General features: G+C 50.5%; 10 protein-coding genes. 7 read left to right on the top strand and 3 right to left on the bottom strand.

Translation table 11 applies throughout. The features are described from left to right. Positions 1–117 precede the first annotated feature (117 nt). The 7 genes from cmoM to EVX52_RS09880 all read left to right on the top strand — a co-directional run bounded on the left by cmoM (position 118) and on the right by EVX52_RS09880 (position 11,022). Entirely contained in the window at positions 118–903 is a 786-nt protein-coding gene (cmoM, locus tag EVX52_RS09910) for a tRNA uridine 5-oxyacetic acid(34) methyltransferase CmoM (RefSeq protein WP_129952498.1), read from the top strand. After that, the gene (gene mukF, locus EVX52_RS09905) at positions 900–2,222 is read left to right on the top strand and encodes a chromosome partition protein MukF (RefSeq protein WP_129952499.1); all 1,323 of its coding nucleotides are present in this window, start codon (positions 900–902) and stop codon (positions 2,220–2,222) included. The genes cmoM and mukF overlap by 4 nt, the downstream gene beginning before the upstream one ends. Beyond that, complete coding sequence (gene mukE / locus EVX52_RS09900) at positions 2,203–2,934, top strand: chromosome partition protein MukE (RefSeq protein ID WP_129952500.1); 732 nt, start codon at positions 2,203–2,205, stop codon at positions 2,932–2,934. Before mukF ends, mukE begins: the two co-directional genes overlap by 20 nt. Further along, positions 2,931–7,379 carry a chromosome partition protein MukB gene (mukB, locus tag EVX52_RS09895; protein ID WP_129991191.1) on the top strand — a complete coding sequence of 1,483 codons (4,449 nt, stop codon included), beginning with the start codon at positions 2,931–2,933 and terminating at the stop codon, positions 7,377–7,379. The genes mukE and mukB overlap by 4 nt, the downstream gene beginning before the upstream one ends. Positions 7,380–7,741: 362 nt before the next feature. Beyond that, complete coding sequence (gene ldtD / locus EVX52_RS09890; RefSeq protein ID WP_129991190.1) at positions 7,742–9,592, top strand: L,D-transpeptidase; 1,851 nt, start codon at positions 7,742–7,744, stop codon at positions 9,590–9,592. A 179-nt stretch (positions 9,593–9,771) separates the two neighbouring features. Continuing rightward, positions 9,772–10,323 carry a YcbK family protein gene (locus EVX52_RS09885; RefSeq protein WP_129952503.1) on the top strand — a complete coding sequence of 184 codons (552 nt, stop codon included), beginning with the start codon at positions 9,772–9,774 and terminating at the stop codon, positions 10,321–10,323. Between the two features lie 51 nt (positions 10,324–10,374). Then, entirely contained in the window at positions 10,375–11,022 is a 648-nt protein-coding gene (locus EVX52_RS09880; RefSeq protein ID WP_129952504.1) for an MBL fold metallo-hydrolase, read from the top strand. 84 nt (positions 11,023–11,106) lie between these two features. On the opposite strand, the gene EVX52_RS09875 is transcribed toward EVX52_RS09880, so the two are convergent. From EVX52_RS09875 to asnS, 3 genes are all read right to left on the bottom strand, one after another. Further along, the gene (locus tag EVX52_RS09875; protein WP_129952505.1) at positions 11,107–12,297 is read right to left on the bottom strand and encodes an amino acid aminotransferase; all 1,191 of its coding nucleotides are present in this window, start codon (positions 12,295–12,297) and stop codon (positions 11,107–11,109) included. A gap of 244 nt (positions 12,298–12,541) precedes the next feature. Continuing rightward, positions 12,542–13,690 (bottom strand): porin OmpC, encoded by a 1,149-nt coding sequence (gene ompC, locus EVX52_RS09870; protein WP_269154561.1) that lies wholly within the window; start codon positions 13,688–13,690, stop codon positions 12,542–12,544. 300 nt (positions 13,691–13,990) lie between these two features. Next, the gene (asnS, locus tag EVX52_RS09865) at positions 13,991–15,391 is read right to left on the bottom strand and encodes an asparagine--tRNA ligase (protein ID WP_129952506.1); all 1,401 of its coding nucleotides are present in this window, start codon (positions 15,389–15,391) and stop codon (positions 13,991–13,993) included. Positions 15,392–15,432 lie beyond the last annotated feature (41 nt).

Raw genomic sequence — 15,432 nt, 5'->3', positions numbered from 1 at the left:
CGTGAATCCGCGTCAGGATGATTTATTCTATGCCAGCCTGTGCCAAAATAGCACTTCACCCGGCATTGCCGCACAGCCATCATTCACCAAATTGTTTTCAGAAGCAGGGTTCATTTCATGCAGGATCGTAATTTCGACGATATGGCCGAGAAATTCTCGCGCAATATCTACGGCACAACAAAGGGACGTATCCGTCAGGCTGTGCTGGGTCAGGATTTGCATGATTTATTACAGACTTTGCCTCAGCGGCCATTGCGTATCCTTGATGCGGGCGGCGGGGAAGGACAAATGGCCTGCGAACTGGCAGCTTTAGGACATAAGGTCTTGTTGTGTGATCTTTCCGGTGAGATGATCCGGCGCGCTGAGGCTGCTGCGCTGGAAAAAGGTGTGAGCAACAACATGCAATTTGTACAATGTCCGGCTCAGAATATCGCCGAACATTTGGAACAACCGGTTGATCTGATATTGTTCCATGCGGTCATCGAATGGCTGGCAGAGCCACAGCAGGCAATGGCTGCGCTGGTAGATTGCCTGGCACCGGGCGGGGCATTATCGCTGATGTTTTACAATATCCACGGTCTGGTCATGCGGCATATGATCCTCGGCAATTTCGGTCATGTTGAAGCCGGTGTGCCAAAAATCAAAAAAAGCTCCCTGCTACCCGATCATCCACTGGAACCGGCTCAGGTTTATCAGTGGCTGGAAGAACTTGGAATGCAGATCAGCGGCAAGACCGGTGTTAGAGTATTCCATGATTATTTGCGAAACAGACAACAACATAAACAGGATTTTGACGAGCTTCTGGCGCTGGAGCAGCGTTATTGCCGCCAGGAACCTTTTGTTAGTTTGGGACGTTACATCCACGTGATGGCGCACAAACCCATTCTGAAGGACGAATTATGAGCGAATTTTCCCAGACTGTACCCGAACTGGTCGCCTGGGCACGAAAAAATGATTTCTCAATTTCGCTGCCAACGGAGCGGCTGGCTTTTCTTCTGGCGATTGCCACATTAAACAGCGAGCGCCTTGATGGGGAAATGAGTGAAGGTGAACTGGTCGATGCATTTCGTCACGTCAGCAAGGGATTTGAGCAGACAAACGAAACCATCACCGTACGTGCCAATAATGCCATCAATGACATGGTGCGTCAGCGTTTGCTCAACCGTTTCGTCAGTGAACTGGCTGACGGTAACGCTATCTATCGCCTGACGCCTTTGGCGATCGGCATTTCAGATTATTACATCCGCCAGCGTGAATTCTCTACGTTGCGGTTGTCTATGCAATTGTCGATTGTGGCGCAGGAACTCAAGCGTGCGGCGGATGCAGCCGAAGAGGGTGGCGATGATTTCCACTGGCATCGCAATGTTTACGCGCCACTGAAATACTCCGTTGCTGAAATTTTTGACAGCATCGATATGACGCAAAGGGTCATGGACGAACAGCAGCAGGGCGTGAAAGATGACATTGCCGCGTTGCTGAATAAAGACTGGCGCGCGGCAATTTCCAGTTGTGAAATCCTCCTGTCAGAAACCTCGGGCACGCTGCGTGAATTGCAGGATACGTTAGAAGCCGCCGGTAACCTGTTGCAGGCGCATCTTATGCGTATTCAGGATGCCACGATGGTCGAACTCGATTTGAGCTTTGTCGACAAACTGGTTTTCGACTTGCAGAACAAACTCGACCGTATTACCAGCTGGGGTCAGCAGGCAATTGACCTGTGGATTGGCTATGACCGCCATGTGCATAAATTTATCCGTACCGCCATCGATATGGATAAAAACCGGGTGTTTGCGCAACGTCTGCGCCAGTCGGTGCAGAACTACTTTGATCAGCCGTGGACGCTGACGTTCGCCAATGCCGATCGTCTGCTGGATATGCGTGATGAAGAACTGGCCCTGCGTAGCGAAGAAGTGACCGGCGAACTTCCGCCAGATCTTGAGTTTGAAGAGTTTAACGAAATCCGCGAACAACTTGCGGCATTGATTGAACAGGCCTTACAGGTTTATCAGCAACAAAAAACGCCGCTCAATCTGGGCATGGTAATGCGCGAATACCTTAAACAGTATCCGCGTGCCCGACATTTTGATGTCGCGCGAATTGTGGTCGACCAGGCCGTGCGCCTTGGTGTGGCTGAAGCAGATTTTTCAGGATTGCATGCTGAATGGCAGGCAATCAATGATTACGGAGCCAAGGTGCAGGCCCATGTCATCGACAAATATTGAACACATAATGCCAGCTAAGCTGGCGCAGGCACTGGCAAACTCAGTGTTTCCTGCTCTCGACAGTCAGCTGCGTTCTGGCCGTCATATTGGCATTGATGAACTGGATAACCATGCTTTTCTGATGGATTATCAGGAAGAAATGGAACTCTTTTACAGCCGCTACAATGTGGAATTAATCCGGGCACCGGAAGGTTTTTTCTATCTGCGTCCGCGCTCGACCACGCTTATCCCGCGTTCAGTGTTATCTGAACTGGATATGATGGTGGGGAAAATTCTCTGCTATTTGTATCTGAGCCCGGAACGTCTGGCGCATGAGGGAATTTTTACTCAGCAGGAACTGTACGACGAATTACTGAGCCTGGCGGATGAAAGTAAATTACTCAAATACGTCAATCAGCGCTCAACCGGCTCAGATTTGGATCGCCAGAAGTTGCAGGACAAAGTTCGCACGTCGCTCAATCGCCTACGCCGTTTGGGTATGGTGTATTTCATGGGTGTTGACAGCAGCAAGTTCCGTATCACCGAAGCGGTATTCCGTTTTGGTGCGGATGTCCGCAGCGGCGATGACGCGCGCGAAGCACAGTTGCGGATGATCCGCGACGGTGAAGCGATGCCTGTCGACAGCGCGCTGTCACTGAATGACGAAAGTGAGGACGGCGAACCGCTGGCAGGGCAGCAAGGGCATGAGAGCGCAGAGGATGAACAGGAATGATTGAACGCGGTAAATTTCGCTCACTGACGCTGGTTAACTGGAACGGGTTCTTCGCCCGTACGTTTGACCTTGATTCACTGGTCACCACGCTTTCCGGCGGCAACGGGGCGGGTAAATCCACCACAATGGCGGCTTTCGTCACCGCCCTGATCCCCGATCTGACGTTACTGCATTTCCGTAACACAACGGAAGCGGGCGCCACCTCCGGTTCACGTGATAAAGGTCTGCACGGTAAATTACGTGCGGGTGTCTGTTACTCGGTTCTGGATGTGGTGAACTCGCGTCACCAGCGCATTGTTGTGGGGGTTCGCCTGCAGCAGGTCGCCGGCCGTGACCGTAAAGTCGATATCAAACCTTTCACCATTCAGGGTTTGCCGATTGCGGTGAATCCGACAGAAATGCTGACCGAGACGGTCGGCGAACGTCAGGCCCGCGTGCTGCCTTTGCAGGAGCTGAAAGATCGCGTTGAGGCAATGGAAGGCGTACAGTTCAAGCAGTTCAACTCCATTACTGATTATCATGCCCTGATGTTTGATCTGGGTGTGATTCCGCGTCGTTTACGTTCAGCATCCGACCGCAGTAAATTTTATCGTCTGATTGAAGCCTCACTTTACGGCGGTATTTCCAGTGCCATCACTCGTTCCCTGCGCGACTATTTGTTGCCTGAAAACAGTGGTGTGCGTAAAGCTTTCCAGGATATGGAAGCGGCGCTGCGTGAAAACCGCATGACGCTGGAAGCGATCCGCGTGACGCAATCTGACCGCGATCTGTTTAAGCATCTGATTTCTGAAGCAACGTCTTACGTAGCCGCAGACTATATGCGTCATGCCAATGAGCGCCGCATTCATCTCGATGGTGCGCTTGTGCTGCGTAATGATTTGTTTAGCAGCCGCAAGCAGTTATCCGGCGAACAATATCGTCATGTCGAAATGGCGCGTGAGCTGGCCGAGCAAAGTGGTTCGCAAAGCGATTTGGAAACCGATTATCAGGCCGCCAGCGATCATCTGAGTCTGGTTCAGACGGCGATGCGTCAGCAGGAAAAAATCGAGCGTTATGAAAGTGACCTCGAAGAGCTGACGTATCGTCTGGAAGAGCAGAACGAAGTGGTGGCCGAAGCCAGCGAGCAGCACGCCGAATATGAAGCACGCGCTGAGGCCGCTGAACAGGAAGTGGATGAGCTGAAAAGCCAGCTTGCCGATTACCAGCAGGCGCTGGATGTTCAGCAGACCCGTGCGATCCAGTATCAGCAGGCGTTACAGGCCATTGAACGTGCGCGCGACTTGTGTCAGATCCCCGATCTGAGCATTCAGAACAGCGAAACATGGCTGGAAACGTTCCAGGGCAAAGAACAGGAAGCCACTGAAATCCTGTTGATGCTGGAACAGAAGATGAGTGTTGCTTCTGCCGCCCATAATCAGTTTGAAACAGCTTATCAGTTGGTGGTGAAAATCACCGGTGAAGTGAGCCGCAGTGAAGCCTGGCAGACGGCACGTGAATTACTGCGTGACTGGTCTTCCCGGCAGCATCAGGCTGAGCGTGTCGAACCGCTGCGCATGCGGTTGTCCGAACTTGAAGGCCGCCTGCGTGAGCAGCAGGATGCTGAGCGTCAGCTGCAGGAATTCTGCAAACGTACGGGGCAGGATGTGCACCCTGAAGATCTGGACGAAATGCAGCGTGAGCTGGAGGTTCAGATTGAAGAATTACAGGGTGTGGTGTCGCAGGCAGGTGAACGTCGCATGGAAATGCGCCAGGAGCTTGAACGTGTTCAGTCGCGCATTCGTGAACTGACCGCCCGTGCCCCCGTCTGGCTGGCCGCGCAGGAAGCACTCAGTCAGTTAAGCGAGCAAAGTAAGGAACCGCTGGAAAGCAGTCAGCAGGTGACCGAATACATGCAGCAACTTCTGGAAACGGAACGCGAAACGACAGTTGAGCGTGACGAAGTGGCTGCCCGCAAACGTCGCATTGAAGGGCAAATTACCCGCCTCAGCCAGCCGAGTGGTGCGGAAGATTCCCGCATGATCGCGCTGGCAGAACGTTTCGGTGGCGTATTGTTGTCGGAAATTTACGACGATGTCACCATCGACGATGCGCCTTACTTCTCCGCATTGTATGGTCCGTCCCGTCACGCAATTGTGGTACCTGATTTATCTCTGATCCGCGACCAACTTGACGGTCTGGATGATTGCCCGGAAGATCTCTATCTCATCGAAGGGGATCCGCAGTCATTTGATGACAACGTGTTCGAAGTGGAAGAAATGCAGGGTGCGGTACTGGTTAAAACGGGTGATCGTCAGTGGCGTTATTCTCACTTCCCGCAAGTGCCGTTGTTTGGCCGTGCGGCGCGTGAGAACCGTCTGGAAACCCTGCATAAAGAACGCGAAAGCCTGTCAGAACGTTATGCGACATTGTCGTTTGATGTGCAGAAAATTCAGCGCGCACATCAGGCGTTCAGCCGCTTTATCGGCAGCCATTTAGCCGTGGCGTTCGATGCCGATCCTGAAGCTGAAATCCGTACCCTGAGCGGGCGCCGCGGTGAGCTGGAACGCGCCATTAATGCGCATGAAGGCCAAAATCAGCAACAGCGCCAGCAATATGAGCAGGCGAAAGATGCTATCGGCATGCTCAATAAACTGCAGCCGCGTGTCGGTTTGCTATGCGATGAGACGCTGATTGATCGGGTCGAAGAAATTCGTGAAGAGATGGAAGAGGCGCAGGATTGCGCCCGCTTCATTCAGCAGCACGGTGTTTCACTGAGCAAGCTGGAACCGCTGGTATCGGTGCTGCAAAGCGACCCGGAACAGCATGAGCAACTGAAAGAAGATTACGCCCAGGCGCAGCATGTACAGCGACTGGCGAAGCAGCAGGCATTTGCCCTGACCGAAGTGGTTCAGCGCCGTGCTCACTTCAGTTATACCGACTCTGCCGGTATGCTCAATGAAAACAGCGACCTGAATGATAAACTGCGTCAGCGTCTGGAACATGCGGAAGCAGAACGTACACGCGCCCGTGAACAAATGCGTCAGCATCAGACGCAACTGACGCAGTACAGTCAGGTTCTGGCCTCGCTGAAAAGTTCGTTCGATGCCAAACGCGATATGCTCAAGGAACTGAGTCAGGAATTACAGGATATCGGCGTTCAGGCGGATGCCAATGCGGAAGCACGCGCCAAAACCCGCCGTGACGAACTGCATACTGCGCTCAGTACTAACCGTGCGCGCTGTAATCAGCTTGAAAAGCAAATCACCTTCTGCGAAGCAGAAATGGATAACCTGCAGAAGAAACTGCGCAAACTTGAGCGTGATTATCATCAGAGCCGCGAACAGGTTGTGACCTCAAAAGCGGGCTGGTGTGCGGTGATGCGTTTGGTGAAAGACAATGGTGTTGAACGTCGTCTGCACCGCCGTGAGCTGGCTTATATGGATGGCGACGAACTGCGTTCCATGTCAGATAAATCCCTGGGTGCGCTGCGTCTGGCGGTGTCTGATAACGAACATCTGCGCGATGTGCTGCGTCTGTCCGAAGATCCGAAACGCCCTGAGCGCAAAATCCAGTTCTATATCGCCGTCTATCAGCATCTGCGCGAACGTATCCGCCAGGATATTATTCGTACCGATGATCCGGTTGAAGCGATTGAACAGATGGAAATCGAGCTGGGACGTCTGACTGAAGAGCTGACAGCCCGTGAGCAACAACTGGCGATCAGTTCCCGCAGCGTGGCAAATATCATCCGCAAAACCATTCAGCGCGAACAAAATCGTATTCGTCAGCTTAACCAGGGGCTGCAGGCAGTGGCGTTTGGTCAGGTGAAAAGCGTCCGTCTGAATGTGAACGTGCGTGAAGCGCATGCGGGACTGCTGGATGTGCTTTCTGAACAGCAGGAACAGCATCAGGACTTGTTCAGCAGTAACCGTCTGACTTTCTCGGAGGCGCTGGCGAAACTCTATCAGCGTCTGAACCCGCAAATTGATATGGGTCAGCGTACACCGCAAACTATTGGCGAAGAACTTCTGGATTACCGCAACTATCTCGAAATGGAAGTGGAAGTAAACCGGGGTTCGGATGGCTGGCTGCGCGCAGAAAGCGGGGCGCTGTCAACAGGTGAAGCGATCGGTACCGGTATGTCGATTCTGGTAATGGTTGTTCAGAGCTGGGAAGATGAGTCGAGCCGTATGCGAGGAAAGGATATTTCGCCTTGTCGTCTGCTGTTCCTCGATGAAGCCGCGCGTCTGGATGCGAAATCTATTGCCACACTGTTTGAGCTTTGCGACCGTCTGGAAATGCAACTGATTATCGCAGCACCGGAAAACATCAGCCCGGAAAAAGGGACGACGTATAAACTGGTGCGTAAAGTCTTTGGCAATAATGAGCATGTACACGTCGTTGGTTTGCGTGGATTTGCCGCTGAACAGCCTGCTCTGGTCAATACGGAAGCTGACGTTTCCTGATTATTTTCAGATAAAACAGCTGATTGATTTTAAAAGCCCCGGCCCATGATCGCCGGGGCTTTTTATTAGAATTACCCCCATTTCACTTATATTTGTTTAAAAAACAGTGATGCTCTAAATACCGCGCAAGGCAAAGCTAAAGTGTTGTGTAATTTATAGGCGAATGCTTAAAAACAACTCATAAACACGTAACGGAAGGCTTTATTTAAACTGACAGCTGACTTAGAGTCTTTACGTGACATGCGGGCTCTATTTCATTGAGTTCCTACGCAAAAAAAGAATTCTCTTTATATACTTAATCCAAGAGCTGCAGGCTCAGTTTTGGGGATGAAATTGGGCACCTTATCGGGAGGCAAGGGAAGATGTTAATGAATCAAAGGTCTCTCAGGTTTTTAGTCGCCAGCTGCTTGCTGGCGGGCGGTCTGTCGCCGTGGTTGGCTGCATGGGCTACCGTGCCCACACTGCCATTAGGAAAAACGACACTGTCAAGTGTGCAGAGCATGAGTCAGTTGCAGGCAGAATTATTGCCCAGAGGCATCCGGCCATTGTATCTGTCTTCTCTGTCTTCGCTTTATGCTGCAAATCATATGCAGCCCATGTGGAACGATCGCCAAACCGTTCAGATATTCCAGCAGCAGCTGGCCGAACTGGCCATATCTGGTATCCAGCCTCAGTTTACGCAATGGGTGAAATGGCTGACGGATCCGCAAGTCACTGGCATGGCCCGTGACGTCGTGTTATCAGATGCGATGCTGGGTTATTTACAGTTTACGAGCAGCGTGGAAGCCAACGGGGATAAGTGGTTATACAGTTCCACGCCTTACAAAATGACGACGCCATCACTGACGGTGATTAATCAATGGCAGCTGGCTGTGCGTCAGGGCAATACGTCACACTATTTGTCGACTCTCGCGCCACAGCATCCTTATTACACCAAGATGCATGATGCGTTGAAGACCATGCTGGCGGATAATCGCCCCTGGCCGGTCATGACAGGATCAGCCAGTTTGCGGCCGGATCAGATCAGTGACGATGTCCCGGCTTTGCGGGAGATCCTGACCCGCACCGGTATGATGGTCGCATCGCCTGAAGAGAACAGGGTGCCTAAACCGACAGATGAAACCATCGCTCCGGACACGCCGGGAAGCGCGGCAAATGACGATCTGTCTGTTGATGAAACCGCCGATAAGGCCCAGCAATCGACGCCAGCCGTCAGCCCTTCTGCAACATCAGTACAAGATGTTCTGCCAACGGTTCAGTCGACAGAAGCGCCAGCAACTCACCCGCCGGTTGCTGTTGCTCACAATCAGTACACGCCGGATTTAGTGGAGGCCGTTAAACGTTTTCAAAAATGGCAGGGACTGGAAGCTGACGGTATTATTGGCGGACGTACCCGTCAGTGGCTGAATGCCTCTCCGCAATTGCGTGCGACCTTACTGGCGCTGAATATTCAGCGCCTGCGCATTCTCCCTGGCAATGTGAACACCGGCATCATGGTGAATATTCCAAACTATCAGCTCACCTATTATCTCAATGGTAATGAAGTGTTGTCGTCACGGGTGATTGTCGGGCGTCCAAGTCGTAAAACGCCATTAATGAGCAGTGCGCTGAATAATGTGGTAGTCAATCCGCCATGGAATGTGCCTACTACGTTAATACGTGAAGATATCGTGCCTAAAGCCATGAATAATCCCGGTTACTTCCAGCAACATGGCTATCAGGTGCTGTCCGGCTGGAGTAATGATGCGGAAGTGATTGATCCTGCAATGATTGACTGGGCAATGGTATCACCTAACCATTTCCCATATCGCATCCGTCAGGCACCAGGCGTGAGCAATTCCCTCGGTCGGTATAAATTTAATATGCCGAGTTCTGATGCTATTTATCTGCATGACACGCCAAATCATAATCTGTTCAGCAAAGATATTCGTGCGCTGAGTTCAGGTTGTGTGAGGGTGAATAAGGCGTCTGAATTAGCCAATATGTTATTGCAGGATGCGGGCTGGAATGACACGCGGATCTCTTCAACATTGCAGGGGGGGAATACCACGTATGTAGCGATACGCCATCACATACCGGTAAAACTGTTTTATCTGACGGCGTGGGTCGCAGATGACGGTAAACCTCAGTTCAGAACAGATATTTACAATTATGATTCAACGGTGAGATCCGGCGCACAAATCCTGCCTCAGGCAGAAATTTTGCTTCAATAAATGCAGTAAATCTAATCTGATAAGGGTCAGAGTATTTGGCCATCGGACGAGCGTGAGCCACTGGCACGCTCGTTTTGCTTATATGGGTCCCCTTGACTCGCAGAAAATTGGCAGTTAAGGTTCAAAACGGCTCAGATCAGAGCTTTTTTTTGACTCTCTTACCGGATAGTAAACTGTTCATGAATGAAATCGACACACATCGCCGTAAATGGCTGGCATTAGGCAGTGCCGCTATGGGGATTGCATTACTTCCAGGTCGTGCATTCGCCACTCTTTCCACACCTCGTCCGCGTATTTTAGTGGTTAACAATATAAATACCGGCGAAACCCTCAAAACCGAGTTTTTTGATGGAAAGCGTTACAACAAGGATGAGTTGGCCCGGTTGAATCATCTGTTCAGAGACTATCGTGCGGAAAAGGTAAAATCGATCGATCCCGCGTTGTTCGATCATCTCTATCGTTTGCAGGTGATGCTCGGCGGAACCAATAAACCGGTCCAGCTGATTTCGGGTTACCGCTCACTGGCGACAAACAACAGCATGCGTGAGCCAGGAAGCGGGGTAGCGAAGCACAGTTATCACACCCTCGGGCAGGCAATGGATTTCCACATCCAGGGCATCGAACTGAGCAATATCCGCAAAGCCGCATTAAAAATGCGGATGGGTGGTGTAGGATATTATCCACGAAGTAACTTTGTGCACATCGATACCGGCCCTGCGCGGACCTGGTGATGTGTGTTATTAATGGCCTGCCGGAATGTGCAGGCCATTTTGTGGAGCTCTATGAAAATCCATTTAATTACCGTCACGGCGTTCAGCCAAAACTGTTCACTGATTTGGTGTGTTAAAACCAATCAGGCTGCTATTGTCGATCCGGGCGGTGAAGCCGCAAGGATCATCCAGGAAGTTTCTGCCAAAGGTGTATTGGTTACGCAAATTTTGCTGACTCACGGTCATCTTGATCACGTAGGAGCAGCGGCAGAGCTTGCTGCTCACTATCAGGTACCGGTTATCGGTCCTCAGAAAGAAGATCAATTCTTGCTTGATGCGCTGCCCACCCAAAGCCAGATGTTTGGCCTCGACCATTGTGATCCGTTGACGCCAGATACCTGGCTGGAAGAAGGGGATTCAGTGAATGTCGGCGAGGAAATCTTATCCGTACTCCATTGCCCGGGCCATACGCCGGGGCATATTGTCTTCATCAATGATAAAGCGCGAATTGCCGTTTCCGGTGATGTGATATTTAAAGGTGGCGTAGGCCGCAGTGATTTCCCGCGTGGTGACCATCAGGCGCTTATTCATTCCATCAAAACGAAATTATTGCCGCTCGGCGATGACATGGTATTTATTCCCGGCCATGGCCCGATGTCGGATTTTGGTTATGAGCGTAGAACCAATCCGTTCCTGCAGGATGAAATGCCGGTCTGGTGATGACGTTTGCTGTTTATCAGCAAAAACAAAAAGCCCGTCAGTCCACCTGACGGGCTTTTTTAATTGAGCAACACCACTTATCTTTTAGAGTACCGCGACGATGGCTTCACACAGCGGTGCCATGTTTTCGAGTGTAATGCCAGCAACGTTAATACGGCCAGAGTTGACTGCATACACGCCGAACTCATCGCGTAACCGCAATACCTGCTCTTTGGTCAGGCCGCTGAAAGAGAACATCCCGTTCTGATTGATAATAAAGCTGAAATCTTGCTGAGCGCCTTTTTCCTGCAAGGTACTGACGAACAGCTGACGCATACGATGAATACGCAGACGCATATCGCTCAGCTCCTGCTCCCACAGTGTGCGCAAAGCTTCGTTACCCAAAATCGTGGCTACCACCGCAGCACCGTGTGACGGTGGGTTGGAGTAGTTAGCACGGATAACCGATTTCATTTGACTGAAGGCGCGATCGGCGGTTTCTTCATCGGCCGCAACTAATGTACAAGCACCCACGCGTTCATTGTATAACCCGAAGTTTTTCGAATAAGAGCTGGCGACCAGTAATTCCTTGTGTGTTTCCACGAACAGACGCAGACCGGCCGCATCCTCTTCCAGACCTTTTGCAAAGCCCTGATAAGCGAAATCGAACAACGGTAACCAGCCGTTGCTCACAGACAATTCTGCCAGTTGTGCCCATTGTTCCTGAGTAGGATCGATACCGGTTGGGTTGTGGCAGCAACCGTGGAACAGTACCACGTCGCCTGCTTTAGCTTCGCTCAGACTTTTCAGCATGCCATCGAAATCAAGGCTGTGATTGACGGCATCATAGTAGTGGTATTCCATGACTTCCAGACCTGAAGCAGAGAACACGCCTTTATGGTTCGGCCAGCTTGGATTGCTTACCCACACGCGCCTGGCGCTGGTTTGCGTAGCGATGAAATCTGCTGCGATACGCAGAGCGCCAGTGCCGCCCGGAGTCTGTGCGGTACGTGCCCGTTTATCAGCAATAATCGCGCTGTCCTGGCCAAACAGCAGTTCCTGTGTGCAATGTGCAAAATCAGGCAACCCGTCAATACTCAGATAGGTTTTAGTAGATTCATTTTCCAACAGAAATTGTTCGGCTTTCTTCACGCTGGCCAGAACCGGCGTTTTACCTGTTTCGTCTTTATAAACACCAATCCCCAGATTTATTTTATCTGAGCGATCGTCAGCGCGGAAAAGATCGGTAAGACCCAGAATAGGATCAGCAGGTGCTGCAGTGATTTTTTCAAACATGTCGGAAAATTCCATAGCCTGATATGACGAAAGAGGGCTTCAGGGTAACGCCAGCGCCCCCGTTTGCCAACCGTTTGCGGCAAAAAGAAAGCAGAGTTGTGAGAAGGCGTGGGAGATTAAAATAATTTATGGGCGAGGGTGGAAAAACGATATTTTCAAACATACACAAATGCAAAAGGCAGAGCCGAAGCTCTGCCTTGATATCCACTTCGATGAGCCCGCAGGGGCTCATCGTTAAGCGATATTAGAACTGGTATTGCAGACCAACACCCACAACATCATCGGTAGAAACACCAGCGGTACGGGTATAGCTGTTGTCGTCCAACAGGTTGATTTTGTAGTCAACATAGGTAGACATGTTTTTGTTGAAGTAGTAGTAAGTACCAACTTCTACGTATTTAACCAAGTCAGCATCACCGCCTGCAAAGCCAGTACCCAACGCATTAAGATCTTTACCTTTGGACTGCAGGTAAGCAATGGAAGGACGCAGGCCGAAATCAAACTGGTATTGCGCTACAACTTCAAAGTTTTGAGTTTTGTTAGCAACTTGGTTGAAGTCTCCGCCATAGATGGTGGTGTTCTCGGATTCACCGTAGAATGCTGCCAGGTACAGGTTGTTAGCGTCATATTTCGCGCCCAATGCATATGCGGAAGCTTTGTCACCGTTACCATCAAGTTTCTGAGAGTTAGTACGGTTAGATGAGAAGTAAGCACCACTTACGCTAACGCCAGAGTTGCCGATAGCATAAGCTACCGAAGAACCCCAACCGTCACCATTCTGGTCTTTAGTTGCACTTCCTGGAACACCCAAGTCGGTACCATCAGCAGCAAAGTCATGGCCATCACGATCGTTTTGGTTTTTGCCCTGGTACTGTACTGCGAAGCTCAGGCCGTCAACCAGACCGAAGAAGTTGCTGTTACGGTAAGTTGCCATGCCATTACCACGACCAATCATGAAGTTGTCGTTGTTCTGGTACATAGTGTCATCGCCATAGATTGGCAATTGGTCGGTGTAGGACATTACGTCGTAGATTACGCCGTAGTTACGACCGTAGTCGAAAGAACCTGCATCACCGAATTTCAGACCTGCGAAGCCCAGACGCGTTTTGTTACCTTCGTCGCCAGCGCTTTCTGCGTGGTTAGCCTGAACGTTGTATTCCCACTGGCCGTAACCGGTCAGTTGGTCAGTAATTTGAGTTTCGCCTTTGAAGCCGAAACGGACATAGGTCTGGTCGCCATCGTCGCCAGCATTGTCAGAGAAGGTGTGACGGGCGTCAACTTTACCGTACAGATCCAGTTTGTTGCCGTCTTTGTTATAGATCTCAGCTGCATTAGCTGCACCAGCAACTAACAGAGCAGGGATTACCACTGCAAGAATATTGCGCTTCATCATTATTATTACCCTCATTGGTTTTATTTGGACACCTGCCACTGCCTTAAATAATTCTTTACGGAACTATTCGCGAAAGTTTGGTGTCTCCTGTGTCTGAACGCACTATTCCATCCGTGGTGAGCTTAATCCATAGCGAAAATGCTACTAAATTACTAAATATGTTTCAGTTGGAAAAAATGTATTTCAAAATGTGTATTTTACGGAACTTTGTGACAGGGATCTATCTTTGAAAATGACTAAGGCCAGCAAAGCTGGCCTTAGTTTTGTAACTATTCTGTTAATTAAAAATATTTTAATTAATTAGAAGGTTGCATTACGTGGGGTACGCGGGAACGGGATCACGTCACGCACGTTTTGAACACCGGTCACATAGGCGACTAAACGTTCAAACCCGAGGCCGAAACCTGAATGCGGAACAGTACCGTAGCGACGAAGATCGCGATACCACCAGTAATCTTCTTTATTCAGTCCCATTTCAGCCATACGGGCGTCCAGAACATCCAGACGTTCTTCACGCTGAGAGCCACCAATAATCTCGCCGATGCCCGGAGCCAGAACATCCATTGCTGCGACGGTTTTACCATCTTCATTCATACGCATATAAAAAGCTTTAATATCTTTCGGATAGTTTTTAACCACTACCGGCGCTTTGAAATGCTGTTCTGCAAGATAACGTTCATGCTCAGAAGAAAGATCGACGCCCCATGAAACCGGGTTTTCGAATTTCTGACCACAATTCATTAATATTTCTACTGCGTCGGTATAGTCCACCTGGGCGAAATCGGATGTTACAAATCGCTCCAGGCGCGCAACAGCATCTTTGTCTACACGGTCAGCGAAAAAGGCCATATCATCTGCACGTTCGTCTAAAACGGCTTTGAAAACATATTTAAGCATATTTTCGGCCAGTGCTGCGATGTCATCCAACGTGGCAAATGCGACTTCCGGTTCTACCATCCAGAATTCCGCAAGGTGACGGCTGGTGTTAGAGTTTTCTGCACGGAAAGTCGGACCGAAGGTATAAACTTTTGACAGCGCACAGGCATAAGTTTCGCCGTTCAGCTGGCCGGACACCGTCAGGAATGCTTCTTTGCCGAAGAAATCTTCGCTGAAGTCAATTTCGCCTTTGTCGGTACGCGGCAGGTTTTGCAAGTCCAGGGTGGATACGCGGAACATCTCACCTGCACCTTCGGTATCGGAGGCCGTGATCAGCGGTGTGGATACCCAGAAATAACCGTTTTCATGATAGAAACGGTGAATGGCCTGGGAGAGGGTGTTGCGCACACGGGCAACAGCACCGATCAGGTTGGTGCGCGGGCGAAGGTGAGCCACTTCACGCAGGTATTCGATGCTGTGGCGTTTTGCCGCCATCGGATATGTATCAGGGTCATCCACCCAGCCAACAACTTTGACGGCAGTTGCCTGCAGCTCAAAACTCTGGCCTTCGCCAGGTGAGGCGACAACAGTACCGGTCACTTCTACTGAACAACCCGTCGTCAGACGTAATACATCTTCCTGATAATTGGGCAGAGAATTATTGATGACGGCCTGTAAAGGATTAAAGCAGGAGCCGTCATAAACGGCGACGAATGAGATACCAGCTTTAGAATCTCTCCGGGTACGTACCCAACCGCGTACGGTGACTTCACTGTCAACCGCAGCACGGCCTTGCAGTACGTCGACTACAGGCACAACGCTCATAGATTTCTCTCTTTCTTTATATATGTTGGCTAAGAAATATT

It is taken from the genome of Rahnella sp. CFA14(1/10) (assembly GCF_004195095.1).
In the GTDB taxonomy this organism is placed as follows: Bacteria; Pseudomonadota; Gammaproteobacteria; order Enterobacterales; family Enterobacteriaceae; genus Rahnella; species Rahnella perminowiae.
This window is presented reverse-complemented; position numbering and strand designations above follow the sequence as displayed.